The organism is Microbacterium sp. IEGM 1404, from assembly GCF_030056775.1.
In the GTDB taxonomy this organism is placed as follows: Bacteria; Actinomycetota; Actinomycetes; order Actinomycetales; family Microbacteriaceae; genus Microbacterium.
Genome location: NZ_JASHKP010000001.1, coordinates 285666 through 311332, shown reverse-complemented (window position 1 = coordinate 311332; position 25667 = coordinate 285666). Strand labels below are relative to the sequence as shown.

Here is a 25667-nt window from a genome sequence, read left to right as displayed (position 1 = left end):
CGTCACTCGACGTCGTCGGGGTGCGAACCGACGCGGCCCGAGCCGTCGCCCGGGTCGATCTGGTCGATCGCGGCCATCTCGTCGGCGGTGAGCTCGAAGTCGAACAGGTCGAAGTTCTCTTCCAGGCGCTCGCGGCGCACCGACTTGGGGAACACGATGAGACCGTGCTGGATGTGCCAGCGCAGCACCGCCTGAGCGGGAGACTTGCCGTGGGCCTCGGCGGCGTCCTTCACCGCGGGGATCTCGAACAGGTCGTACTTGCCCTGACCGAGCGGACCCCACGACTCGATGTGCATGTCGTGCTCGGCGCCCCACGCGCGGATCTCGCGCTGGCTGAGCGCCGGGTGCAGCTCGATCTGGTTGACGACGGGGGTCACGCCCGTCTCGGCGACGATGCGGTCGAGGTGCGGCACGAGGAAGTTCGAGACGCCGATCGAGCGGGTCTTGCCGGCCTCACGGATCTCGATGAGCTTCTGCCAGGCGTTGAGGTAATTGTCGGCCTTCGGGGTCGGCCAGTGGACGAGGTAGAGGTCGACGCTGTCGAGGCTGAGCTTCTCGAGGCTCTCGTCGATCGCGGCGTGCGGGTCGTCGCCGTCGTGGCGCGAGTTCCAGAGCTTCGTGGTCACGAAGAGCTCGTCGCGCGGGATGCCGCTGGACGCGATGGCGCGGCCGACGCCCTCTTCGTTCTTGTAGATCGCGGCGGTGTCGATGTGGCGGTAGCCGACCTCGAGCGCCTCGGATACGGCGCGCTCGGCGTCGTCGGCAGGCACGAGGAACACGCCGTAGCCGAGCTGGGGGATGGAGTTTCCGTCATTGAGCTGGACAGAGGGAACGGTCATGGCATCCAGCCTAGAAGTCCCCGCCGACATCGGCTCCGGGGTTGACGCCTCTAGTCGAGCGGCGCGGCCGTCGCTGCGCGCGCGAGCGCCTCGGCGACGAGGCGGACGTTCTCGACGACCGACCCGGCCGTCACCCGCACGCGGCCCGCGCCCGTTTCCGGGGGCTCCGGATCGATCACGAACGGCGATCCGGCGGCGATGCCGATGCCCTCCGCGGCGGCGTGCACCAGGGCGGCGCGTTCGTCGCGCACCGGCATCCAGAGGTTGATGCCGTCGGGGTCGCCGACGTCGATCCCCGACCGGCGGAGCGACGCGGCGAGGCGGTCGAGGCGATCGCGGTAGATCAGCCGCGCGGTGCGCACCGGGGCGGTGGACCGCGGGTCGGTGAGGAGCTCGTACAGCACCGACTGCAGCAGGCGCGAGGTCCAGCCGGGGCCGAGCATGCGACGGCGGACGATCCGGTCGACGATCGCCGAGGGGCCGCCGAGCGCGGCGATGCGCAGGTCGGGACCGTGCGACTTCGAGAAGCCGCGCACGTGCACGACCTGCGCGGGGAGCCACAGCGCGAGCGTCACCGGCGGCGCGCTGGCGATGAGCGCCGAATGGTCGTCCTCGATCACGGTGACCCGGGTGCCGCCCGGCACGCTCAGCAGCACGTTCGCGAGCCGCCGCGCACGCTCGACAGACATCGACACCCCCGTGGGGTTCTGGGCGCGCGGCTGCAGCAGCACCGCCGAGGGCCCGAGCGCGAGGGCGCGCGCGAGGGAGGCCGGCACGACGCCGTCCGCGTCGGTCTCGAGCGTCACGGGAACGGCACCCGCGGCCTCGATGAGGTCGAAGAAGTACGGGAACCCCGGCGACTCCACCGCGACGCGATCGCCGAAGCGCACGACCTGGTCGAGTGTGCGGGAGATACCGTCGAGCGCTCCGTCCACCACCGTGAGGGCCTCCACCCCGCGCACGGGCCACTGGTCGCGCAGCACGTCGTAGAGGTCGGGAAGGACGGGGAGGTCGTGGTACCGGCCGGTGTCGGCGCGCGGCCGTGCGAGGGTCAGCGCCCGCTCGATGGAGGGAAGCATCGCGGGGTCGGGCGTGCCCAGCGACAGATCGAGGCGGAGCGCCCGCACGTCCCGTCCGGTGCCGAGACCGCGCGGTGCGCCGGGGATCCGGTCGGCCGACATGCCCTGCACGCGCGGACTCAACCACTCCCGCTTCTCGGCGCGGACGAAGGTGCCGGCGCGACCCCGTGACAGGACGACCCCGGCGTCGGCGAGCGCGCGCCACGCGGTGGCGACCGTGCCGGTGGAGACCTCGAGCGCCGCGGCGACCTGGCGGACCGTCGGTAGCCGTTCGCCCGGCGGGAGCGTACCGTCACTGACCAAACGCGCGATCTCAGCGGCGAGTCCCGCAGCGGTGCGTTCGACGAGGGCGTCGGGCGCCAGCATCCGGACCTCCAATTTACGGGGGCGTCACTCGTGGAAATCGTCGAGAAATGTTCAGGCGCGACAGTAACAGAACCGGCGCAGAGCCGGAGGAACGAGGGATCCCGATGACGACGGTGCGCGCAGCGATCACGCAGACCACCTGGACCGGCGACAAGGAGTCGATGCTCGACAAGCACGAGCAGTTCGCCCGGGATGCCGCGGCGCAGGGCGCCGAGGTCCTGTGCTTCCAGGAGCTCTTCTACGGCCCCTACTTCGGCATCACGCAGGACCAGAAGTACTACCGCTACGCCGAGCCGGTCGACGGCCCGATCGTGCAGCGCTTCGCCGCCCTGGCCAAGGAGCTCGGGATCGTGACCGTCCTCCCCATCTACGAGGAGGCGCAGACCGGCGTCTACTACAACACCTCGGTGCTCGTCGACGCCGACGGGACCGTCCTCGGCAGCTACCGCAAGAACCACATCCCGCACCTCGACAAGTTCTGGGAGAAGTTCTACTTCCGCCCCGGCAACCTCGGATACCCCGTGTTCGACACCGCCGTCGGCAAGGTCGGGATGTACATCTGCTACGACCGGCACTTCCCCGAGGGCTGGCGCGAACTGGGGCTCAACGGCGCCCACATGGTCTTCAACCCCAACGCCACCAAGCCCGGGCTGTCGAATCGGCTGTGGGAGGTCGAGGGGCCCTGCGCCGCCGTCGCGAACGGCTACTTCGTCCTGCAGCCCAACCGCGTGGGCCGCGAGGACAACGAGTACGGCGAGGATGCCGTCACCTTCTACGGCACGAGCCAGGTCATCGACCCGCGGGGCAACCACGTCGGCGCCGTGGGCTCCTCCGAGCACGAGGAGATCCTGATCCGCGACCTCGACATGGACCTCGTGCAGCAGATGCGCGACGACTGGCAGTTCTACCGCGACCGCCGGCCCGACACGTACGGCGAGATCGTGGAGGCGTGAGATGACCACGACTCTCCTCACCGGCGGCACGGTCGTCTCGGCGACCGGACGCTCCGCCGCCGACGTCCTCATCGACGGCGAGAAGATCGTCGCCGTCCTCGCACCCGGGTCCACCCTGCTCGGCAACGACCTCGCGGCATCCGTCGACACCGTCATCGACGCGACCGGGAAGTACGTCATCCCCGGCGGGATCGACGCGCACACGCACATGCAGCTCCCCTTCGGCGGGACGAGCGCCTCCGACACGTTCGAGACCGGCACCCGCGCGGCCGCGTGGGGCGGCACGACGACCATCGTCGACTTCGCCGTGCAGCGCGCCGGCGAGCGCATCCAGGACGGCCTCGCGCACTGGCACGAGCTCGCGGCGGGCAACTGCGCGATCGACTACGGCTTCCACCAGATCGTCGGAGGGGTGGATGCCGACTCCCTCGCGGCCCTGCCCGGCCTCATCGACGAGGGCATCTCAAGCTTCAAGATGTTCATGGCGTACCCGGGCGTGTTCTACGCCGACGACGCGCAGATCCTCCGCGCGATGCAGGTGGCCGCGGACACGGGGCTGCTGACGATGATGCACGCCGAGAACGGGCCCGTCATCGACGTTCTCGCCGAGCAGCTCGTCGCCCACGGCAAGACCGACCCCTACTTCCACGGCGTCGCCCGCGCGTGGCAGATGGAGGAGGAGGCGACGCACCGAGCGATCATGCTGTCGAACCTCACCGGAGCCCCGCTCTACGTCGTGCACGTGAGCGCGAAACAGGCCGTGGAGCAGCTCGCCTGGGCCCGCGACAACGGACAGAACGTGTTCGGCGAGACGTGCCCGCAGTACCTCTACCTTTCGCTGGAGGACCAGCTGGGGGCCTCGAGCGAGGAGTGGGGCGCGTTCGAGGGCGCGAAGTGGGTGTGCTCGACGCCGCTGCGCTCGAAGCACGAGGGCCACCAGCACCACATGTGGCAGGCGCTGCGCACGAACGACATCCAGATGGTCTCCACCGACCACTGCCCGTTCTGCATGAAGGACCAGAAGACGCTCGGTCAGGGCGACTTCCGCGCGATCCCCAACGGGATCGGTTCGGTCGAGCACCGCATGGACCTGATGTACCAGGGCGTCGTGACCGGACAGATCACGCTCGAGCGCTGGGTGGAACTCACCAGCACGACCCCCGCGCGCATGTTCGGCATGTACGGCAAGAAGGGCGTCATCGCCCCCGGCGCCGACGCCGACATCGTCGTGTACGACCCCGCCGGGCACACGTCCATCGGCGTGGGCAAGACCCACCACATGAACATGGACCACTCCGCGTGGGAGGGCTACGAGATCGACGGACACGTCGACACCGTCATCTCCCGCGGAAAGGTCGTCGTCGACGACGGCGCGTACCTGGGCGCCAAGGGCGACGGACGCTTCGTCAAGCGCGGCCTGAGCCAGTACCTGGTCTGAGAGGAGAACCCATGGATTTCGGCGTCGTCCTGCAGACCAACCCTCCCGCCGCCCGCACGGTGCAGCTGTCCCAGCTCGCCGAGGCGCACGGCTTCAGCCACGTGTGGACCTTCGACTCGCACCTGCTGTGGCAGGAGCCGTACGTCGTGCACTCGGCGATCCTCGCGGCCACCCGCCGAGTGACCGTCGGCCCGTTCGTGACGAACCCGGCGACCCGCGACTGGACGGTCACGGCATCCACGTTCGCGACCCTCAACGAGATGTACGGCAACCGCACGATCTGCGGGATCGGCCGCGGCGATTCCGCGGTGCGCGTCACCAACGGACGCCCCACCACGCTGAAGGCGTTGCGGGAATCCATCCACGTCATCCGCGAGCTCGGCAACTCCCGCGCCGTGGAGTACAACGGCGCGACGCTGCAGTTCCCGTGGAGCCGCGGGTCGAAGCTCGACGTGTGGGTAGCCGCCTACGGTCCGCTCGCGCTGAAGCTCACGGGTGAGGTCGGCGACGGCTTCATCCTGCAGCTCGCCGACCTCGACATCGCCGAGTGGATGATCACAACCGTCCGTCAGGCCGCGGAGAACGTCGGCCGCGACCCCGACGAGATCGCGTTCTGCGTCGCCGCCCCCATGTACATCGGCGACGACACCTCGGAGAGCCGGGCCCACATGATCGAGCAGTGCCGCTGGTTCGGAGGCATGGTCGGCAACCACGTCGCCGACATCGTCGCGAAGTACGGCGAGGGCTCCGACGTCCCGGCGGCGCTCACCGACTACATCGCGGGCCGCACCGGCTACGACTACAACTCGCACGGCAAGAGCAACAACGACCACGTCGACTTCGTCCCCGACGAGATCGTCGAGCGGTTCTGCGTGCTCGGCACCGCCGAGGAGCACATCGCCAAGCTCGAGAAGCTGCGGGCGCTGGGCGTCACGCAGTTCGCCGGTTACCTCCAGCACGACAACAAGGAGGAGACGATGCGGGTCTACGGCGAGACCGTGATCCCCGCCCTCACTCCCCCGGTGACGGCGAAGCGGTGACGGATCAGGCGGTCGTTCCGGGGTCGGTGACCTCGATCGTCGAGGGCGCCGGCGACGGGATGCCACGCCCCCGGGGTCGTCGCGGAAGCCGCCTGGGTCCGGTGGGCTGGGGTGTCGCGGGGGTCGCGGCCGTCATCGCGATCTGGGAGCTGTACAAGCTCCTCGGCCCCGCGGACGGCGTGACCGTCGGCGGCGACGGATCGGCGGGGTCGGGGGTCATCCTCCTCCCCCGCACGCACGACCGCGCCATGCCGCACGTGTGGGACATGGTCGCGCGCATGTTCGCGCCGACGAGCGGCGGCGACACCCCGCCGCTGATCGTCTCGGTGCTCGGGGCGGCCGGGACGACGCTGGGCCTCGCGGCGCTGGGATGGCTCATCGGCGTGGTGGTCGGCGGCATCCTGGGGATCGCGATGCAGCGCTGGCGTCTCGTCGAGTGGGGCCTACTGCCCTGGATCGTCGTGAGCCAGATCGTGCCGCTCATCGCCTTCGCCCCCGTCGTCAACGCGCTCGGCAACCAGATCGACCGGGCGGGGGTCTTCCCCTGGCCGCAATGGTTCTCGGTCGCGCTGATCGCGTCGTACCTGGCGTTCTTCCCCGTCGCCGTCGGCATGCTGCGGGGCCTCGAGGCCCCGGATGCGCTGCACCTCGACCTGTTCCACGCGGGAGCCGCCGGCTGGTGGGCGACGCTGATCCACCTGCGGCTCCCCGCCGCCGTGCCGCACCTGCTGCCCGCCCTCCGACTCGCGGCCGCGTCCGCCGTCGTCGGCGCCGTGGTCGCCGAGGTGTCGATCGGGCTGCGCGGCGGCATCGGGCGCATGCTCATCCAGCTCGCAGGGCAGGCCTCGTCCGACCCCGCCGCCCCGTGGGCGCCGACGTTCGGCACCGTCGCCATCGGGCTCGTCGCCGCCGCGGGCGTCGCGCTCGTCGGTGCGACCCTGCACCGTTTCCGTCGCGGAGAGGAGATCCGATGACCGCACCCGCCGTCCACGCCACGGGCGTAGGCAAGGTGTTCCCCTCGACCGGAGGCGAGGTGACCGCCCTCACCGGGGTCGACCTCGACGTCGCCGCGGGAGAGTTCGTCTCGCTCATCGGCCCCTCGGGGTGCGGGAAGTCGACTCTGCTGCGCCTCATCGCCGACCTCGACACGGCCAGCGCGGGCGACCTCGCCATCTTCGGCAAGCCCGCCCGTCAGGCGCGCATCGACCAGGACTACGGCATCGCGTTCCAGCAGGCCGGACTCCTCCCCTGGCGCACGGTCGCCGCGAACATCGCGCTGCCGCTCGAACTGCATCGCTGGAGCCGTGCCCGCCGCGACGCCCGCGTCACCGAGCTCGCCGACCTCGTCGGGCTGTCGGAGTTCGTCGACCGCTACCCCGACCAGCTGTCCGGCGGCATGCAGCAGCGCGTCGCGATCGCCCGGTCGCTCGCCGCCTCCCCGCAACTCCTCCTCATGGACGAGCCCTTCGGCGCGCTCGACGAGATGACCCGCGAGCGACTCCAGACCGAGCTCGCCCGCATCGCCGCCGAGACCGGCGCTGCGGTGGTCTTCGTCACCCACTCGATCCCCGAGGCGGTGTTCCTCTCCGACCGAGTGGTCGTCATGAGCCCGCGCCCCGGACGCATCACCGACGTGATCGACACCCGCCCCGGGCGGGCCCGCGACGAGGCGCTGCGCGAATCGCCCGAGTACTTCACGCGCGTGACCGCGGTGCGCGAAGCGCTCCACGGCACCCCCCTGCAGCGGGCGAACGAGCGATGACCGCCACCCGCCTCCCGTCCTGGCTGCGGTTCGCCGCGCCCGTCGCCGTCGGGCTCCTCGGGCTCGGCGTGTGGTTCGCGTACGTCGCCTCGGGCAGCGCACCGCGCATGCTGCCCGACCCCGCCGCGATCCTCGGAGAGTTCGTCGGCAGGCTCCCCCTCATCGTCGACGCCGCAGCGATCACCGGCACCAACGCCCTGATCGGTCTCGTCGCCGGCAGCGTCGTGGCCGTGGCACTGGCGGCCCTCGCCGCGACCTGGCGCCCCGTCGACGGCATGACCGCGCCGCTCGTCGCCATGCTCGCAGTGGTGCCGATCGTGGCGATCACCCCCATCCTCAACACGATGTTCGGCGCCTCCAGCCAGTTCGGCCGGCAGGCGGTCGCGGCGATCGCCGCGTTCGTCCCCGTCTTCGTCAACACGCTGCGAGGGCTCCGGCAGACCCGGCCCGTGCAGCGCGACCTGTTCCGGGCGACGGCCGCGAGCGGCGGCCAGACGTTCCGTTTCCTCACCCTCCCCACCGCCCTGCCGTACCTGCTCACCGGCATCCGCGTCGCCGCGTCCCTCGCGGTGATCTCCGCCCTCGTCGCCGAGTACTTCGGCGGCCCCTCCGACGGCATCGGCACCGCGATCGCCACGTACGCCAAGTCGGGGCGCGCCGCCCTCGCCTGGGCGTTCGTGGGCGGCGGCATCCTGATCGGTCTCGTCTTCTTCCTCGTCACCTCGCTGCTCGAACGCGTCGTCGCACGGCGCCTCGGGGCGGGGCGTCCGCCGGCCTGACCGGCATCCTTCCCGTCCGCCCTCGACAGAACAGGTCCACCCGCACCACACCTGCACCACCCGCACCCGAAAGGACTCCCATGACACACAGCACACGTCGCGCCCTCGGCGCGGCCGCGGGGATCGCCGTGGCATCCCTCGCCCTCTCCGCCTGCGCCGGCGGTTCCGCACCCGCCGCCTCGGGCGACGCCGACTTCACCCCGCTGACCTCGGTCAAGCTGCAGTTGCAGTGGCTGCCGCAGGCGCAGTTCGCCGGGTACTACGTCGCCCTCGACAAGGGCTACTTCCAGGAGGAGGGCTTCGACGAGGTCGACGTCGTCCCGTCCGGCGGCGACATCGTGCCGCAGGACGCCCTGGTCGCCGGTGACGTCGACTTCGCCGTCGCGTGGGTGCCGAAGGTCCTCGGCACCATGGAGAACCAGGGCGTCGAACTCACCGACATCGCCCAGGTGTTCCAGAAGTCCGGCACCACGCAGGTCTCGTGGAAGGACTCCGGCATCACCTCGGTCGACGACTTCGAGGGCAAGCGCATCGGCTCGTGGGGCTTCGGCAACGAGTGGGAGATCTTCGCCGCGATGGCCGACAAGGGCCTGGATGCCTCGACGGTCAAGATCACCACGCAGGACTTCTCGATGAACGCGCTCCTGGACAAGGACGTGGATGCCGCCCAGGCGATGACCTACAACGAGCTCGCGCAGCTGCTCGAGACGGTCAATCCCGCCACCGGGAAGCTCTACACGATGGACGACATCAACGTCATCTCGTACGAGGACACCGCGGGCGCGATGCTGCAGGACGCGATCTGGGCCGACACGAAGCGCCTCGCCGACGACCCCGCGTACGCCGACGCCGCGACGCGATTCCTCAAGGCCGTCATCAAGGGCTGGGTGTTCGCACGCGACAACCCCACCGAAGCCGCTGACATCACCTACACGGCCGCGACCGCTCCCGGCGTCAGCGCCTTCCCCGTCGGCCCGACGCACCAGCTGTGGCAGATGAACGAGGTCAACAAGCTCATTTGGACCGGCGGCGACTTCGGTCTCGTCGACTCCGCGGCGTGGGACAAGACCGTCAAGGGCGCCCTGGCGGCGAAGAACCAGGACGGGCTCAACCTCATCACCACCGAGCCCGCGGCCTCGGCGTACTCGAACGACTACATCGAGGCGGCGCTGAAAGCCCTGAAGGACGAGGGCGTCACCGTGGACGGCGAGTACACGCCGATCGACGTCACCCTCACCGAGGGCGGCCAGTAATCCCCCGCGGGGCGGTCGGACTCCCGGCCGCCCCGCGTCCCACCGATTTCCCGGAACGGCATGGTTGACTACCCGGATGACGCAGCCTCCCGCGCAACACGCGCGCCGTAAGCCCGAGTCGGGCTGGCGCCGCGGAGCCAAGGTCCTCGCGATCGCGCTGACCGTCGCGGTCGTGGCAGCTGTCGCCGTCGGCGGTTTCTACGCCTGGTCGCTGACGCAGCGTCTGGCGGAGGCGGCCGTTCCGCTGAAGGACGCCCCGGCGCAGCCGCCCGCGCTGAGCGCGTACGACGAGGCGTTCTCGGTCCTCGTCGTCGGCACCGACGAGTGCGACGACCAGGTGAAGGCGGCCTTCGGCGCACGCTGCACCGACCCCGAGAACGACGGTGCGCGCAACGACGTGAACATGCTCGTCCACGTCTCGGTCAACCCGCGGCGCGTCACGGTGGTGTCGTTCCCGCGCGACCTGCAGATCCCCATCCCCGAGTGCGTCGGCGCCGACGGCACCACCTTCGGCGGTGCGTACAAGGCCCCCATCAACAGCGCGTACGAGGACGGCGGACTCACCTGCGTCGCCGACACCGTCTCGGAACTGAGCGGCCAGAGCATCCCGTTCGCCGCGAAGGTCAGCTTCGGCAACGTCGTGAACATCACCGACGCGATCGGGGGCGTCGAGGTCTGCATCGGCGGCGAGGGCATCAACGACCCGGATGCCGGTATCAACTGGGAGCCCGGAGCCCGCGTGGTCACCGGCTACGACGCCCTCGCGTTCCTGCGCACCCGCAAGGGGATCGGCGACGGCAGCGACCTCGCCCGCATCGGGAACCAGCAGCAGTACCTCTCGCGCCTGGTCAACAAGCTCCGCAGCGACGAGGTGCTGTCCAACCCCGGCACGCTCATCGGCCTCGCCAACACGGCCGTGAACAACATCACGCCCAGCGAGAGCCTCGCCGACCCGATCCGGATCGCGCAGCTGGCCTACACGCTGAAGGACGTCCCGTTCGACGACATCACGTTCGTCCAGTACCCGGTGGTCGACGACCCCGACGACGCGAACCGCGTCGTGCCCGACGAGGCATCCGCCGCCATCCTGTGGGACGCGCTCGAACGCAACGCCCCGCTGGCGCTCACGGGCGAGGCCGGCGCGAACGGCGGCGTGATCGCCGACCCGTCCGCGCCGACGCCGTCCGCCGCTCCCGTCGAGACGACCCCGACCCCGGATGCCTCGGGAGCCAGCGCCGCGCCCGACGTCGTCGAACTGCCGAGCAACGTCAGCGGTTCCAAGGCCACCCAGGCGACGTGCTCCGCCGGAAACGGCTGAGCGCGGTTCAGTCGAGGTGCGCGGCGGCGTAGACCGCCATCGCGTCGCGCACGACCCGGGCGTGCGCGACCCCGCCGAAGTTCACGGCGAATCGGGGATCGTCCACGTACAGGTCACCGAGCCCGCGGTAGGCCTCCGGAGAGGGCACCCGGCCCCACTGCTCGGCGATCCACGCGTGATGGATGCCGATGAGGTGCTGGAACTCCGCGGCATCCGGGCTCAGTCCGCGCTCCGCGGCCGCTCTCAGCGCCGCGATGACGTCGCGGCCGTGCGCGTCGTCGGCCCGGCGCTCTCCGGGGGTCATAGCTGCGCGGCGGGCGGCGCTGCGCTCCCACGCGCCGTCTCCCCAGCGTTCGCGCACCTCGCCCTCCCAGCGCGCGTCGTCGACACCCGCGAGCACGTCGTCGATGTCCATGGTCTTTCCTTCCTCCAGGGCGGCGAGGGCGTTCCTCACCGCGGCGATGCGGCGCTCCATCGCGGAGCGCGCCTCTTCGAGCGCGGCGACATGCGCGCGCATGGTTTCCGTGAGCGACCGCTCGTCCGCCAGAGCCCGCGCGATGTCGGGCAACGGCAGATCGAGGGAGCGCAACGCGAGGATGCGGTACAGGCGCGCGATCTCGGTCTCGCCGTAGAACCGGTAGCCGTTCGCAGCGACGCGCGACGGGCGGAGCAGTCCGACGCTCTCGTAGTGGCGGAGCGTGCGACTGGTCACCCCGGCCGCGCGGGCGACCTCGGCGATGGGCCATTCGTTCATGGCATCCACTGTGTCGGTTGACGTCGCGGCAGAGTCAAGCCCGCGACGGAGACTCCCGACCGGCCCCTCGATGCGACACCATCGAGGGGTGAGGAACATCGCGCGGTCGACGATCCTGGTCCTGCTCTCCGCCGTGCTGCTGGCCGGCTGCGTTCCGGAACCTGCTCCGACGCCGACGGCGACCCCCGCGACGCAGACACCCACGCCCACGCCCACCCCGACACCGACGCCGGATCCGCTCGCCGGCCTCAGCCTCGAGGACAGGGTCGGGCAGATGTTCATGGTCGGCACGTCGGTGAACGGCGCCGATGCGACGACCGTCGCCGCGGTGCGAGACGATCACGTGGGCGGAATCTTCCTGCACGGACGGTCCGACGCCGGGGTGCAGGCCACGGCCGAGCTCGTGGGCGGGTTCACCTCTCTGGTCGCGGCCGGCGCCCCCGAGCTGTGGGTGTCGACCGACCAGGAGGGCGGTGACGTGCAGGTGCTCTCGGGCCCCGGGTTCGACGGCATACCCTCGGCCCTCGAGCAGGGGCGGCAGGACGACTTGCGCACCAGCGCCGCGACGTGGGCCGCACAACTCGCGCAGGCAGGGGTCAACATGAACCTCGCGCCCGTCGCCGACATCGTCACGAGCCCCGACACGGCGCGCGGCAATCCGCCGATCGGCCAGCTCGACCGCGAGTACGGCTACGACGACGCACGGGTCGCCTCCCAGGCCGGGGCGTTCGCCGCGGGCATGCGCGACGGCGGCATCCTGCCGACCTTCAAGCACTTCCCGGGGCTCGGACACGTGGGCGAGAACACCGACACGACCGCGGGAGTCACCGACGACTTCGTCACGGCCGACGGCCCCGATGTCGGTGTGTACTCCACGGTGCTGCCGCAGGGTCCGGCGGTGGTGATGCTGTCGACCGCCGTCTACGCCAAGATCGACCCGAACGCGCCCGCGGCGTTCTCGCCGACGGTGGTCGGGGTACTGCGCAACACGGTCGGGTTCGACGGCGTCGTCACCACCGACGATCTCTCCGCCGCCCGTCAGGTGCAGGCGTGGTCGCCCGCCGACCGCGCGACGCTCGCCGTGGACGCGGGCATCGACCTGCTGCTCGTCTCGGCCGACCCCTCGGTGTATCCCGAGATGCGGCAAGCGGTGCTGGCGCGCGCGCAGAGCGATCCCACGTTCGCCGCGAAGGTGGATGCCGCGGCCCGACGGGTGCTCGCGGCCAAGGCCGCGATGACGTGACGGCTGCCCGCGCCGCCTCCCCCGCTCTCGCGACGCTTGGCCTGCACGTTGACTTCGGCCGCATGTACGCCGCGCGAGCGCGAAGGCGCGCATGTCGCCCGGCTCAACGGGAGAGACGCGGGGCGCGGAGGCGGCGACCGCGATAGGCTGGAAGGCTGTGTCCGTCGAACCCGTCATCGTCTACCCGCCCGAGCTGCCCGTCAGCGCCGCGCGGGACGAGATCGCGCGCGCCATCCGCGACCACCAGGTCGTGATCGTCGCCGGCGCCACCGGATCGGGCAAGACGACGCAGCTGCCGAAGATCTGCCTCGAGCTCGGTCGCACGTCGATCGCCCACACGCAGCCGCGCCGCATCGCCGCGCGGACCATCGCCGAGCGCATCGCCGAGGAGCTCCAGGTCCCGCTCGGTTCCACCGTCGGCTACAAGGTGCGCTTCACCGACAAGGTGTCGGCCGACACCCGGGTGGCACTGGTCACCGATGGCATCCTGCTCAACGAGATCCACCGCGACCGGCTGCTCCGCCGCTACGACACGATCATCGTCGACGAGGCGCACGAGCGTTCGCTCAACATCGACTTCCTGCTGGGGTACCTGCGGCGGATCCTTCCCCAACGCCCCGACCTCAAGGTGATCGTCACGTCGGCGACGATCGACCCCGAGAGCTTCGCGCGCCACTTCGCCGCTCCGTCCGCCGAACCCGGCGGCGAGCCGGTGCCCGCGCCGGTCATCGAGGTGTCCGGCCGCACGTACCCGGTCGAGATCCGGTATCGGCCGCTCGATGGGGCGGACGATGCGGGCGAAACTCCTGAGATTCCGGATGCCACCGACCCCGACGACCCGACTTCCCGCGGCCCAGCTGCCCGGGCGCCGCAGAAAGTCAGGAGTTCGGCCCGGCCCGCCGGCAAGACCGCGCGTGACAGCGACGACGCCGACGAGGTCGGTGCCGTCGTCGCGGCGCTCCGCGAGCTCGACCGCGAGCCCGCGGGCGACGTGCTCGTCTTCTTCCCCGGCGAGGCCGAGATCCGCGACGCGGCGGATGCCATCCGCGGCGCGTATCAGAAGGATGCCGCCCCGACCGAGGTCCTGCCCCTGTACGGGCGTCTCTCCGCCGCCGAGCAGCACCGCGTGTTCGAGCGCTCCACCGTCGCGGGCGTCCGCCGCCGCGTCATCCTCGCCACCAACGTCGCCGAGACGAGCCTCACCGTCCCCGGCATCCGGTACGTGGTCGACACCGGAACCGCGCGCATCTCGCGGTACAGCAACCGTTCGAAGATCCAGCGGCTGCCGATCGAGGCGGTGTCGCAGGCGTCGGCGCAGCAGCGCTCGGGCCGCGCCGGCCGCACGTCGCCGGGCATCGCGATCCGGCTGTACTCCGAGGACGACTTCACCCGCCGCCCGGAGTACACCGAGCCCGAGATCCTGCGGACGTCGCTGGCATCCGTCATCCTGCAGATGCTGTCGCTCGGGTTCGGCGACATCCAGGCGTTCCCGTTCCTGACCCCGCCCGATTCCCGAGGCGTGAAGGCCGCGTTCGACCTGCTCGTCGAGCTCGGCGCCGTGAAGCTCCCGGCGCCCGGGTCCCGCGCCGCCGACACCGATCGCGACGTCCGCGACGACGGCGACCCCTCGCGGCAGCGGCGCGGACGCGGCGACGAGCGCGGCCCGCGGCTCACCGCCATCGGCCGCGAGATCGCCCGGCTGCCGATCGACCCGCGCTTCGCGCGCATGCTGCTCGAGGCCCGCGACGCGGACGTGCTGCCCGAGGTCATGGCGATCGTCGCCGGGATGTCGATCCAGGACGTACGCGAACGCCCCGAGGACCGCCGCGACGAAGCCGACCGCTTCCACGCGCGCTTCACCGATCCGACCAGCGACTTCCTGTCGCTGCTGAACCTGTGGGAGTACCTGCAGGAGAAGCAGGCCGAGCTCGGGTCGAGCGCGTTCCGGCGCCTGTGCCGCAGCGAGCACCTCAACTACGTCCGCGTACGCGAGTGGGTCGACGTCCATCGGCAGCTCTCGTCGCTGCTCGGCGCCGGTCGTGAGGGCCGCGGAGCGCGGAACCGTGTCCCAGATGTCGCTGGTTCGGGCCGCTCGAAACCGCACCGTTCGGGACATACCCCGTCAGAAGTGGGACGAGGGGACGCGCCCGAAGGGCACGCGCAGGGGGATGCCATCCACCGCGCGATCCTGTCGGGGCTCCTGTCGCACATCGGCATCCTCGATCCCCGCACGATCGCCCAGGCCAAGGACCGCAAGGCGCCCGGCGACGCGCGCCCGACGAAGGGCGAGTACATCGGCGCGCGCGGCGCGCGGTTCGCGATCTTCCCCGGCTCGGGGCTGAAGAAGCGGCGGCCCTCCGCGGTCATGGCGGCCGAGCTCGTCGAGACCTCGCGCCTGTTCGCCCGGACCGTCGCGGCGGTCGATCCGGCGTGGGCGGAGGACCTCGCCCCCGACCTCGTCAAGCGGTCGCTGAGCGAGCCGCACTGGTCGAAGGATGCCGGCTCCGCCGCCGCGTACGAGAAGGTCACGCTGTTCGGCGTCGAGCTGGTCGGACGTCGCCGCGTGCAGCTCGCGCGCTTCGATCGCCCGCTCGCGCGCGAGATGTTCGTGCGCCACGCGCTCGTCGAGGGCGAATGGGACCCGTCGGTGCTCGACAAGCGCCTCACCGCGTTCCTCCGCCGCAACCAGGAGCAGCGCCGCCTGCTCGAGAAGATCGAGGAGCGCGAACGCCGGCGCGACATCCTGGTCGGCGACGAAGCGGTGTTCGCGTTCTACAACGCGCGGATCCCCGCCGACGTCACGGACGTCCGCTCGTTCGAGACCTGGTGGAAGGATGCCTCGAACCGCACGCCGCACCTCCTCGATCTGCGCGAGTCCGACCTCACCGGCGATCGCGCGCAGGGCGACGACCGGGCCTTCCCGGCGCGCTGGCGCCAGGGCGACCAGACGCTGAACCTCGCCTACCGCTTCGAGCCGGGCGCCCCCGATGACGGCGTGACGGTGGTCGTTCCGCTGCCGCTCCTCGCGCAGCTGCGGCCGGACGGCTTCGACTGGCAGGTGCCGGGCATGCGCGACGAGCTGGTCACGGCCCTGCTGCGCGCGTTGCCGAAGACGATCCGCCGCAACGTCGTTCCCGCGGCCGACTGGGCCGAGAAGTTCAGCGCCGAGCTGGCGGAGAAGGGTCCGGAACACACGAACGGCCTGCCGAAGACCACGCTCGTCGACGCGCTCGCCGCGCTCGTCCAGCGCGTCGCGAACCAGCGCGTGAGCGCCGCGGACTTCGAGCTCGACCGCGTCCCGGGTCACCTCATGCCGTCGTTCCGCGCGGTCGACCCCCGCGGACGGGCCGTGGGCTCGGACCGCGACCTCGGAGCACTGCAGCGCCGCCTCGCCGACCGGGCGCGCTCGAGCGTGGAGTCGACGATCGCGCGCCCCGCAGCCCGGACGGCCGCCAAGGTCGCCGAGGCCTCCCCCGCGTTCGCGTCGCGCACGAAGCTCACGACCTGGGATGTGGACGAGCTCGCCGAGGTCGTCGACACCCCCGTCGCCGGCGGTGTCGTCCGCGGCTACCCCGCCCTCGTCGACGAGGGTGACAGCGTCGCCCTGCGCGTGGAGGCGACGCCCGAGGATGCCGCGCGGCACACCCGCGCCGGCATCCGGCGACTGCTTCTCCTCGCCGTCCCCTCCCCCGCGTCGTACGTGCTCGACCACCTCACCGCGAACGAGAAGCTCGCGCTCGCGGCATCCCCGTATCAGAACGCGAAGGCGCTGATCGAGGATGCGCGCGTGGCCCTGGCCGATGACGTCCTCGGGCGGGAGAGCCCGACCGGTGTCGTGCGCACGAAGGCGGAGTTCGAGCGCGTGCGCGATGCGTTCTCGGCCGCCTCGGTCGAGCAGACCTTCCGCGCGGTGTCGCTCGTCGCGAAGATCCTGCTGGCGCAGCGCGAGGTCGAGCGGGCGATGAAGGATGCCGCGTCGATCACGCTCCTCGGCGCCCTCAACGACGTGCGCGGACAGCTGAAGGGCCTGATCTTCCCCGGGTTCATCTCCCGGACGGGGCTCGCGCGCCTCGCGCACCTGCCGCGGTATCTGGCGGGCGCGCTCGAGCGGGTGAAGACGCTGTCCGACAACCCCGGCCGCGACCGCCAGCGCATGACCGAGTACGAGCGCGGGGCCGCCGGTTTCGTCGAGGCCGGAGGCACGATGCCGCTTCCCGCGGAGGCACCCGCGAACCTCGTGCAGACCCGGTGGCTGCTGGAGGAGTTCCGCGTGAGCCTGTTCGCCCAGCGTCTCGGCACCGCCGAGCCGGTCTCCCCCCAGCGCCTCGCGAAGGCGCTGAAGGGCGCGTGAGTCGCCAGGATTTGTCGCCCGGACGCGACCGGAAGCGACAAATTCTGGCGACTCACGCGGGGGGCTAGACCCCCAGGGCGCCGCCCCAGATGCGCAGCAGCGCCTCGAGGTCGGCGCGCTGCGCGGGGGTCAGACCCTCGAGCAGGCGCTGCTCGTTGCGGACGTGGGCGGCGAACGCCTCGTCGATGACGCGCACCCCGGCGGGCGTGAGGGCGACGATGCGTCCGCGTCCGTCGTCCTCGCTCCCCTGACGGACGACGAGACCGGATGCCACGAGCCGGTCGACGCGTTTGGTCACGGCACCGGTGGTCACCATCGTGGTGCGCGCGAGCTCTCCCGCCGCGCACGCGTAGGGCTCGCCGCGGCGCCGCAGGGCGGCGAGGATGTCGAACTCGCCCTCGCCGAGCCCGTGCTCGCGGTAGACGCGCAGGAGTTCCTCGCGGAGTCGGTCGGCGACCCGGTGGAGGCGGCCGATCACCTGGAGGGGCGAGACGTCGAGGTCGGGCCGCTCGTCGCGCCACTGCTCGACGATCCGGTCCACGCGGTCGATGTCGTTCACCGTCCCTACTTTACCTTCCCCGGAAGCTATTGTGTCTTCCATGGAAACTACCTGGCGTGCCGTCGCGATCACCGCGGTCGCCCCGATCGCGTGGGGCGCGACGTACGTCGTCACGCGACACCTCCTCCCCGCCGACGCACCGCTGTGGGGCGCCGCGCTGCGCGCACTGCCGGCGGGACTCCTGCTCTTGCTCCTCGCCCGACGGATGCCGCGCGGCGCCTGGTGGTGGAAGGCACCGGTGCTGGGCGCGCTCAACTTCGGCGGCTTCTTCGTGCTCGTCTACGTCGCCGCGCAGCTCCTGCCCTCCTCGGTCGCGGCGTCCATCATGGCGCTCGCGCCGCTGGCGCTCGCCGGGCTCGCGTGGCCGCTCCTGCGGCAGCGTCCGACGACCCGGTGGGCGCTCGGATCCGTCCTCGGCATCGCCGGAGTGGTGCTCATCGTCGGGCTCGGCGCCGAGGGTGTCGCACCCGCCGGGGTGGTGGCATCCGCGATCGCCCTGCTGTCGTCGTCGCTCGGCGCGATCCTCACGACCCGGTGGCGTGACGACACCCCGCTCCTCGCGACGACATCGTGGCAGCTCACCGCGGGCGGGATCGCGCTCGTCGTGGTCGCCGCGGTGGTCGAGGGCGCACCGCCGAGAGTGGATGCCACGGGCGTCGTCGCCTACACCGGGATCGCGGTCGTGGCCACGGCGCTCGCCTTCGTGTGCTGGTTCACGGGTCTGCGCCTGCTGCCCGCGGGGACCGTCGGACTGATCGGCCTGCTCAACCCCGTGACCGGCGTCGTGCTCGGCGTGCTCGTCGGCGGCGAGTCGCTCGGCATCGGCCAGATCATCGGCATCCTCGCGGTGCTCGCCGCCATCGCCGTCGCGCGCCCGCCCCGCCGCATGACGCGTGAGTCGCCAGATCTTGTCGCCTCCCGCTCCCCCGGGGCGACAAATCCTGGCGACTCACGCACCGGATGAACGGCTCAGGACGTGCGCAGCGTCACCGAACCCAGGGTCGCCTGCACGTCGATGCGGGGCGTCGCGGTGGGCGAGGTGCGCAGGGCGCTGTCGACCGACCCGGGTCCGTCGCTGGACACGCGGTAGGTGTCGTCGGGCAGCCCGATGTCGGCGGAGCCCGCCGTCACCTCGATGCTCGTGCGCGCCGGCGCCGCACCGGTGAGGTCGGCGACGAGGTCACCGCCGGTGACCTCGAAGGTCGCGGCATCCACGCCTTCGACGTCGGCCGTCGCCGATCCGCCCGACACCGAGATGCTCAGTGCGCTCGCGCTCCCGGTCACCGTCGCCCCGCCGCCGGCCACCTGCACGTCGACGTCGCCGTAGTCCCCGGCGAGATCGAGGCTGCCCCCGGCGACCTCGACCCGGAGATCGAGGTTCGTGCGCTCGAGGTCCTGCGGGAGCGTCAGGGTCGCCTGCGCCCCGTTGCCCCAGTCGCCGAAGGACCGGCGCGGCGTCGCGACCTTGAGGGTGTCGCCGTCCTGCTCGAGGGTCCACCCGCCGATGCCGCTCCCGTCCAGCTGAGCCTCCGAGACGTCGGCGAACACGACGGTCAGCGCGCCGCCGCTGACCTCGATGTCGAGGTCGCGCACGCCGTCGACGGCGGTCTGCTGCAGCGGGGCGGTCGCGTCGCTGCTGCGCAGCTCTCGGGCGGCCGTGAAGCCGGTGCTGAGCAGGGTGCCGACGATGACGAATCCGCCGATGACGATCGTGCCGATCGCGACCGCCAGGGAGCCCGGGGAGCGTCGCGGCGGGGTGGGCACCGGGGCCGGCGCCGGCTCGAGCGGGGTCTGGAGGGTCATGAGGATGCTCCGGTGGTGTCGTGGCCCAGGTGGACCAGGGCGGCGATGACGCGACGGTTGCCCGTCTCGTCCTGCTCGAGGCCGAGCTTGGTGAAGATCGCGGTGATGTGCTTCTCGACGCTCGCGGGCGACACGAACAGCGCCTGGGCGATCGCCTGGTTCGACCGTCCCTCGGCGATCAGGGCGAGCACGGCGCGCTCGCGTTCGGTGAGCGCCTGGAGTCGGTCGTCGCGTCGACGACGGGCCAGCAGCTGACCGACGACCTCGGGGTCGAGGACCGTGGCCCCGCCGGCGATGCGGGCGACGGCGTCGAGGAAGTCGCGGACGTCGGCGACCCGATCCTTCAGGAGGTAGCCGAGCGACCCCTGGCCGTCGGCGATCAGGTCGCTCGCGTACTGCTCCTCGACGTACTGGGACAGGACGAGGACGGCGAGCCCGGGATGCCGCGACCGCAGACCGATGGCGGCGCGGATGCCTTCGTCGGTCCAGGTCGGCGGAAGCCGGACGTCCAGCACGCACAGGTCGGGCGTCGTGTCGGTGACGGCGGCCTCGAGACCCGACGCGTCGGGGAGGGCGGCGACGACCTCGTGGCCGTCGTCGGCGAGGAGGCGCACGAGCCCCTCGCGCAGCAGGACGGAGTCCTCGCAGATCAGGATGCGCACGGAACCGTCACCTCCACCGACGTCGGACCGCCCTGCGGGCTGTCGATGCGGGCCGTTCCCCCGGCCGCGGTGACGCGGTTGACGATGCCGTCGAGTCCGCCGCCGGGCACGACGCGCGCCCCGCCGAGACCGTCGTCCTCGACGCGGGCCCACAGCGAACCGTCGTCGCGCACCCGCACGTCGACCCGGCAGTTCCCGGCCCGGGAGTGCTTCGCGGCGTTGGTGAGCGCCTCCGCGATCGAGAAGTACACGGCGGCCTCCGCGGGGCGACTGCACCGACGCGGCAGGCGCACGTCCAGGGTCACGGGGATGTGGGATCGGGACGCGAGCGCCGAGAGGGCGGCATCCAGTCCTCGATCCTCCAGGACGGACGCGTGGATGCCACGGGCCAACTGCCGGAGTTCGGTGATCGCCGACTTCGTCGAGGCGTGCGCCTCGGCGACGAGCGCCTTGGCGGCTTCGGGGTCGTCGTCGATCTTGGTCTGGGCGAGCCCCAACGTCATCCCGATCGAGACGAGCCGCGGCTGGACGCCGTCGTGGAGGTCGCGCTCGATCCGCGTGCGCTCGACCTCGGCGGCGCGGACCGCGCCCGCACGGCGGGTGTCGGAGGTGCGCGCCTGCTCCTCCAGCAGCGCCTCGCGGGACGGCACGAGGATCGCCCGCGCGAGCACACCGTGCAGCAGGCCCAGCCCGATCACCGCGCCCGTGGCGACGAGCACGGTGAGGGCGCCGATGAGCGGGGCACCCGCACCCTCGAGGGGCAACAGACCGAAGAGAGCCGGGTGCGCCCACCCGAAGATCGGACTGAACACGAGCGCGAGCCCCCACGCGGCCGCCCCGACGAGGAAGAGCGCGACGAGTCCGAGCAGGGTCGACACCGTGAAGGACGCGATCGCCCGCCACTGGCGCAGGTCGATCGCCTGCAGCCAGATCGTGTGCAGCACGCCGACGAACCCGGTCTTCGGGCTGCGCCTCGGGCGGAGAGCCGGCAGGTCGAAGCCGTAGAGCCCGTCGAGGCGGGCCTGCTCGAACCATGCCACGCCGAACAGCGCGTACACGAGACCGGCGAGCAGGACGACGCCGATGAGGAGGGCGAACAGGAGTCCGACGCCCGCGCCCAGGAGGCCGAAGAGTCCGCCGAAGACGACGGGGCCGATGGCGCCGAGCGCGGCCAGCTGGGCGATCGCGCCGGCGACCTGGCCGGGCGACGAGATGCGCACCGACCTCCGCGGCAGCGCACCCGGGGGTGCGGGCAACGTCGGCGGCGAGGGAGGGAGGACGGATGCCGTGGTCATGGGTTCCACGGTAGGACGCCGCTGCTCCGGGGTCAGCAGGGGCAGCCCGCCTCCTCGTTCGGGTTATCCCGAAAGGTCTTCGGCGCCCAGCCAACCGCTCTCGAGGAACACCGACTCCACGGCATCCCGTTCGACGGTCGTCGGGGGCGGGCCGGCACTCGGCGTCGGTTCTTCTCCGTCGAGCGCGGCGACGACGGCGTCGGCGACCGGACCGGCCCCCGCGCGGGTGTCGACGAAGACCGTCGCCGCGACGACCCCGTTCCGCAGCGCCCGGACGGTGAGCGCATCGCCACCGGAGGTGACGACCACGGGCGGCGGGGGCGGTACCGCCTCCGGATCCGCGGATGCCGTGGGGCTCGGCGACGCGGTGGCGTCGGGGTCGGGTGTGGTGAGGGCGGTCACGACGCCCCGGCCGACGGCGTCGCCGAGCGCGAGGATCGCGTCGGGCGTCTCACTGCCGGGGGTTCCGTACAGGGCGCGGACCCGTTCCTCGCCCGCGATCTCGACGTCACGGGGCAGGTCGGCCACCGCGGCGGACTCGAGGTCGGCGCCCGCGATGATCCGCACGGGTCCTGCGGCGAGGACCTCCGTCGCGGCGGCGTGGGCCGCGGCCGCCTCGGGATCCTCGGCGACGCCGGCGACGCCGGCGACGATCGCGACGGTCGCGGGGTCGTCTCGTGCCGCGTCGTCGTCGCGCGCGAGCGCCTCCAGGAGCGCCGTCGCCTGCGCGCGCCCGGTCGCCGCGGGATCGAACGCCTCGACGGCCCCACCCTCGTCGAGCGCGCGACCCGCCGTGACCAACGGGGCACCGGCGCCGTCCGCGGCCGCTCGCGCCCCGTCGAGAGCGTCGGCCGACAGCGGCACGAGGACGACCGCCTCCTCCCCCTTCGTCACCATGTTCTGCACCTGGGAGATCTGGGTGCGGGCGTCGCCGGCGGCGTACTGCAGATCGACGCGGTACCCCCGCGCCCGCAGCTCGTCGCGAAGCGCCTCGCCGAGGCGCTCGACGGCGAGGTCGTCGGCCGTGGGCAGCGCGACGCCCACCACGCCCGCGCCGTCGTTCGTCGCCGTCTCGGTCCGCGTGCTCGAGGTGCAGCCGGCCAGGGCCAGCGCCACCGCGGCGAACACCAGGAGAGCGCGGCTCAGCGGTCGGCGGGAGGTCACCCGTTCCATCCTGCCCCAGGAACGACGGACGGGAAGCGGGCGGATCAGCCGGCCGTCGCCCGGTCCACGGCGGTCGCCGGAAGCACGAGATCGAGTCGGAACCCGTCGCGTTCCCGAGCCGCTCGGACGGACCCGCCGTGCGCCTCGGCGATTCCGCGCACGATCGCGAGCCCCAGCCCCGCGCCAGGCGTCGCGCCGCGGGCGGGGTCGCTCGAACGCGCGGCATCCGCGCGCCAGCCGGTCTCGAAGAGACGGCCCAGGTCTTCCTCCGCCACCCCCTCGCCGGCATCCCGCACGCTCAGAACGAGGTGGCCGTCGTCGGCCACGGTCGCCGACACCGTCACGACGCTCCCCTCCGGTGCGTGACGGACACCGTTGCTGAGCACGTTGGAGATCGCACGGGTGAGTTCTCGCGGATCGGCCCGGAGCTGGCATCCCTCGATGCCGTCATGGGTGATGCGCACCCCGCGTGCGGCCGCGTCCGCGCTGACGTCGATGACCGCGTCGGACACGAGGTCCAACAGTGACACCGTCTGCGGATGAAGGGCGAGAGTCCCCCCGTCGATCTTGGACAGTTCGAACAGGTCGTCCACCATGCGGTCGACCGTGTCGACCTTGGTCCGGATGAGCGTGACGTACTCGCCCGGATCCGGCGCCATCCCGTCCTCGAGCGCCTCGGCCAGCGCCCGGATGCCGGACAACGGCGTTCGCAGATCGTGCGAGATCCACGCGAAGAACTGTCGCCGCGCCGACTCCAGCCGCTCCACCTCCGCCCGCGCCGCGGACAGCTTCTCGGCGGTGTCGGCGAGTTCGATCGCGACCCGGTCGAACTCCTGCCAGCCCGAGGCGAGCGGTGCCACGACACCCCCCACCGCGATCTGCCGGGCCGACGACACCAGTCCGGCCGTCGCCTGGCGCACCGTGCGATGCAGCACGAACCAGGCGGAGGCCGTGCTCACCACGGCCGAGACCCCGACGATCCAGATCACCACGATCAGCTCGTGCGAGCCGAGGAACATCTCTCCGGCGGCGGCGACGGTGGAGACGACGACGGCGGCGACCGCGGCGACGAGCACGATGGTGAGCTTCACGAGGATCGGTGCCCCGCGCGTCACGCGCAGCAGCCCGACACCACCGCCGATCACGACGAGCGTGCACACGAGGGTCGTCGTCACGATGAGCACCAGGTCGTCAGTCGACAGCACGGACATCTCCCTCGGGAACGAAACGGTAGCCCGCGCCCCACACGGTGCGCAGGTATCGGGGGAAGCGGGGATCGGGCTCGATCTTCTCGCGAAGGCGTCGCACGTGGACCGTCACCGTCGCCGCGTCGCCGAACGTCCACCCCCACACCTCGCGCAGGAGGTCGTCGCGGGTGACCGCCTCCCCGGCCCTGCGGGCGAAGTGGACCAGCAGGTCGTACTCGCGTGCGGTGAGCACGACTTCGCGGCCGTCGCTCCACACGCGCCGTCGGACCGGGTCGACCCGGAACGGACCCGTCGTGAAGACGGCACTGGAGTCCGACGGAAGCCGCCGTCGCAGCAGCGCCCGCACCCGCAACTGCAGCTCGCGCATCGCGAACGGCTTGGTGAGGTAGTCGTCGGCGCCCGTCTCGAGCCCCTCGATGCGCTCCTCGACCGACCCCCGCGCGGTGAGCATGAGGACGGGGATGTCCGACCGCGCCCGGACGAGCGCGCACAGCTCGTCGCCGGAGACCCCGGGAAGCATGCGATCCACGACGAGGACGTCGGGCAGCCCCGTGCGCAAGGCCTCGGCCGCCGCGGCGCCGTCGGTGTGGACGACGACGTCGTAGTCGTCGGCGCGCAGATATTGCGCGACGACCGCGGCGACGGTGGTGTCGTCTTCGACGAGGACGACGCGGGGCCTACCGGACATGGGATCACCGTACGCGCCGCATTCCCCCCGTCCGGACCGTGCGCGGCATTCCTTACGGAAGCGAAAGAACCGCTCTGCGGCGACGGACGACGTGATTGCGTCGTGGCACCCCGGGCGATCCCCGCCCGCTCGACCGAAGGACACCCCTCATGCGCCGCACCCCCACCCTCCTCGCCGTCCCCGTACTCGCTCTCGGCCTCGCCCTCGCCGGCTGCTCCTCCGCGGGGAGCGCGACGCCCGCCGACACGACGACGTCGAGCTCCGCGGTGACGTCCGATGCCATGGCATCCACGGTGCTCCAGGGCACCTTCGCCGGGGAGGGTGGGAAGGCGGTGTCGGGCACCGTCACCATCACCGGCGACACCGTCACCCTCGCGGGCTTCGCCACCGAGGAAGGCCCCGATCTGCACTTCTATCTCGCCAACGGCACCGACGAGCAGGCCGTGAGCGCCGGGGTGCGCATCGCGGCCGTGTCCACCGAAGCCGCGCAGACGTTCACACTGCCCGCCGGCGTCTCGGCCGACGACTACACCGACCTCGTCGTGCACTGCGACAAGGCGAAGGCCGTCTTCGGTGCGGCCGCGCTGACGCGATGACCCGCCGCGCGCCGCGGAGCGTCGGGGCGGTGGTCGCCACGGTGGCACGCGTGGTGCTCGGCGCGCTGTGGCTGTGGGAGGGCACGACGAAAGTCCGTGCCGGATTCGGAGCGGCGGACATCGGCCTCGTCGCGGCCGCCGCGGGGCCGAACTCCCGCGTCCCCGGCTACTTCGCCCTGTTCGCCGGCGACGTCCTGGGACCTCTCGCCGGTCTGTTCGGTGTGGTCATCCCCCTGCTGGAGTTGGCGCTCGGCGCCGCTCTGGTGGCGGGGGTGCTCACCCTGCCGGCTGGGGCGGCGTCCCTGGCGACCCTCCTGCTGTACTGGTCGTCCGATCAGCTCATCACGGAGTACCCCGTGATGGCCGCGCTGTCGGCGATCGTGCTCATCTGGCCCGGGGCCGCGCGCCGCTTCGGACTCACCGCGCTGCTGCGCCGAGGGCGGATGAGCGCGACATCGCGCTGGATATGACGAACGGGCCCCCTCGCCGATGGTGAGGGGGCCCGTTCGTCAGACGT

23 protein-coding genes are annotated in these 25667 nt (G+C 71.9%); 13 read left to right on the top strand and 10 right to left on the bottom strand.

Annotated elements, in window-relative coordinates; all coding sequences use genetic code 11:
* Positions 1-2: 2 nt before the first annotated feature.
* Positions 3-839, bottom strand: coding sequence for an aldo/keto reductase (locus tag QM517_RS01520; RefSeq protein WP_283284662.1), 837 nt, complete (start codon positions 837-839; stop codon positions 3-5).
* Positions 840-889: 50 nt separating this feature from the next.
* Positions 890-2284: an aminotransferase class I/II-fold pyridoxal phosphate-dependent enzyme gene (locus QM517_RS01515; RefSeq protein ID WP_283284660.1), complete on the bottom strand. Its 1395-nt coding sequence runs from the start codon at positions 2282-2284 to the stop codon at positions 890-892.
* A 104-nt stretch (positions 2285-2388) separates the two neighbouring features.
* Here QM517_RS01515 and QM517_RS01510 point away from each other — a divergent pair, with 104 nt between their 5' ends.
* The 8 genes from QM517_RS01510 to QM517_RS01475 all read left to right on the top strand — a co-directional run bounded on the left by QM517_RS01510 (position 2389) and on the right by QM517_RS01475 (position 10827).
* On the top strand, positions 2389-3237 hold the full coding sequence (locus tag QM517_RS01510) for a nitrilase-related carbon-nitrogen hydrolase (protein WP_077051902.1): 849 nt from the start codon (positions 2389-2391) through the stop codon (positions 3235-3237).
* 1 nt (position 3238) lies between these two features.
* Positions 3239-4675, top strand: a complete 1437-nt coding sequence (gene hydA / locus QM517_RS01505) for a dihydropyrimidinase (RefSeq protein WP_283284658.1) — start codon at positions 3239-3241, stop codon at positions 4673-4675.
* Positions 4676-4686: 11 nt separating this feature from the next.
* Entirely contained in the window at positions 4687-5715 is a 1029-nt protein-coding gene (locus QM517_RS01500) for a TIGR03842 family LLM class F420-dependent oxidoreductase (RefSeq protein WP_283284655.1), read from the top strand.
* The gene (locus QM517_RS01495) at positions 5712-6689 is read left to right on the top strand and encodes an ABC transporter permease (RefSeq protein ID WP_083735136.1); all 978 of its coding nucleotides are present in this window, start codon (positions 5712-5714) and stop codon (positions 6687-6689) included. Before QM517_RS01500 ends, QM517_RS01495 begins: the two co-directional genes overlap by 4 nt.
* A complete protein-coding gene (locus QM517_RS01490; RefSeq protein ID WP_283284652.1) occupies positions 6686-7477 on the top strand; it encodes an ABC transporter ATP-binding protein in 792 nt (263 codons plus the stop codon). Before QM517_RS01495 ends, QM517_RS01490 begins: the two co-directional genes overlap by 4 nt.
* On the top strand, positions 7474-8256 hold the full coding sequence (locus QM517_RS01485; RefSeq protein ID WP_077051906.1) for an ABC transporter permease: 783 nt from the start codon (positions 7474-7476) through the stop codon (positions 8254-8256). The genes QM517_RS01490 and QM517_RS01485 overlap by 4 nt, the downstream gene beginning before the upstream one ends.
* 80 nt (positions 8257-8336) lie before the next feature.
* Entirely contained in the window at positions 8337-9509 is a 1173-nt protein-coding gene (locus tag QM517_RS01480) for an ABC transporter substrate-binding protein (RefSeq protein ID WP_278102094.1), read from the top strand.
* Between the two features lie 76 nt (positions 9510-9585).
* Complete coding sequence (locus tag QM517_RS01475; RefSeq protein WP_283284649.1) at positions 9586-10827, top strand: LCP family protein; 1242 nt, start codon at positions 9586-9588, stop codon at positions 10825-10827.
* Positions 10828-10834: 7 nt separating this feature from the next.
* Here the strand turns inward: QM517_RS01475 and QM517_RS01470 are convergent, their stop codons facing one another.
* Complete coding sequence (locus tag QM517_RS01470; protein ID WP_283284647.1) at positions 10835-11581, bottom strand: MerR family transcriptional regulator; 747 nt, start codon at positions 11579-11581, stop codon at positions 10835-10837.
* Positions 11582-11651: 70 nt separating this feature from the next.
* Between QM517_RS01470 and QM517_RS01465 the strand changes: the two genes are divergently transcribed.
* Together QM517_RS01465 and QM517_RS01460 are read left to right on the top strand one after the other, a co-directional pair.
* Complete coding sequence (locus tag QM517_RS01465) at positions 11652-12824, top strand: glycoside hydrolase family 3 N-terminal domain-containing protein (RefSeq protein WP_374114644.1); 1173 nt, start codon at positions 11652-11654, stop codon at positions 12822-12824.
* Positions 12825-12981: 157 nt separating this feature from the next.
* Positions 12982-17175: a DUF3418 domain-containing protein gene (locus QM517_RS01460; protein ID WP_283284645.1), complete on the top strand. Its 4194-nt coding sequence runs from the start codon at positions 12982-12984 to the stop codon at positions 17173-17175.
* A gap of 64 nt (positions 17176-17239) precedes the next feature.
* On the opposite strand, the gene QM517_RS01455 is transcribed toward QM517_RS01460, so the two are convergent.
* Complete coding sequence (locus QM517_RS01455) at positions 17240-17734, bottom strand: MarR family winged helix-turn-helix transcriptional regulator (RefSeq protein WP_283284643.1); 495 nt, start codon at positions 17732-17734, stop codon at positions 17240-17242.
* 40 nt (positions 17735-17774) lie between these two features.
* Here QM517_RS01455 and QM517_RS01450 point away from each other — a divergent pair, with 40 nt between their 5' ends.
* On the top strand, positions 17775-18698 hold the full coding sequence (locus tag QM517_RS01450) for a DMT family transporter (protein ID WP_283284642.1): 924 nt from the start codon (positions 17775-17777) through the stop codon (positions 18696-18698).
* Positions 18699-18703: 5 nt separating this feature from the next.
* Here QM517_RS01450 and QM517_RS01445 read toward each other — a convergent pair whose 3' ends face one another.
* The 6 genes from QM517_RS01445 to QM517_RS01420 form a co-directional block, all read right to left on the bottom strand.
* Entirely contained in the window at positions 18704-19537 is an 834-nt protein-coding gene (locus QM517_RS01445) for a hypothetical protein (protein ID WP_283284640.1), read from the bottom strand.
* The gene (locus QM517_RS01440) at positions 19534-20199 is read right to left on the bottom strand and encodes a LuxR C-terminal-related transcriptional regulator (protein WP_077051915.1); all 666 of its coding nucleotides are present in this window, start codon (positions 20197-20199) and stop codon (positions 19534-19536) included. Before QM517_RS01440 ends, QM517_RS01445 begins: the two co-directional genes overlap by 4 nt.
* Positions 20187-21494, bottom strand: a complete 1308-nt coding sequence (locus QM517_RS01435) for a sensor histidine kinase (RefSeq protein WP_283284638.1) — start codon at positions 21492-21494, stop codon at positions 20187-20189. The genes QM517_RS01440 and QM517_RS01435 overlap by 13 nt, the downstream gene beginning before the upstream one ends.
* Positions 21495-21557: 63 nt before the next feature.
* On the bottom strand, positions 21558-22658 hold the full coding sequence (locus tag QM517_RS01430; protein ID WP_283284636.1) for a substrate-binding domain-containing protein: 1101 nt from the start codon (positions 22656-22658) through the stop codon (positions 21558-21560).
* 44 nt (positions 22659-22702) lie between these two features.
* A complete protein-coding gene (locus QM517_RS01425) occupies positions 22703-23869 on the bottom strand; it encodes a sensor histidine kinase (RefSeq protein WP_283284634.1) in 1167 nt (388 codons plus the stop codon).
* On the bottom strand, positions 23850-24554 hold the full coding sequence (locus QM517_RS01420; protein ID WP_077051917.1) for a response regulator transcription factor: 705 nt from the start codon (positions 24552-24554) through the stop codon (positions 23850-23852). The genes QM517_RS01425 and QM517_RS01420 overlap by 20 nt, the downstream gene beginning before the upstream one ends.
* Before the next feature lie 149 nt (positions 24555-24703).
* On the opposite strand from QM517_RS01420, the gene QM517_RS01415 reads away from it, so the two are divergent.
* Positions 24704-25150 (top strand): DM13 domain-containing protein, encoded by a 447-nt coding sequence (locus tag QM517_RS01415; RefSeq protein ID WP_077051918.1) that lies wholly within the window; start codon positions 24704-24706, stop codon positions 25148-25150.
* Positions 25147-25620, top strand: a complete 474-nt coding sequence (locus QM517_RS01410; RefSeq protein ID WP_283284630.1) for a hypothetical protein — start codon at positions 25147-25149, stop codon at positions 25618-25620. Before QM517_RS01415 ends, QM517_RS01410 begins: the two co-directional genes overlap by 4 nt.
* Positions 25621-25667 lie beyond the last annotated feature (47 nt).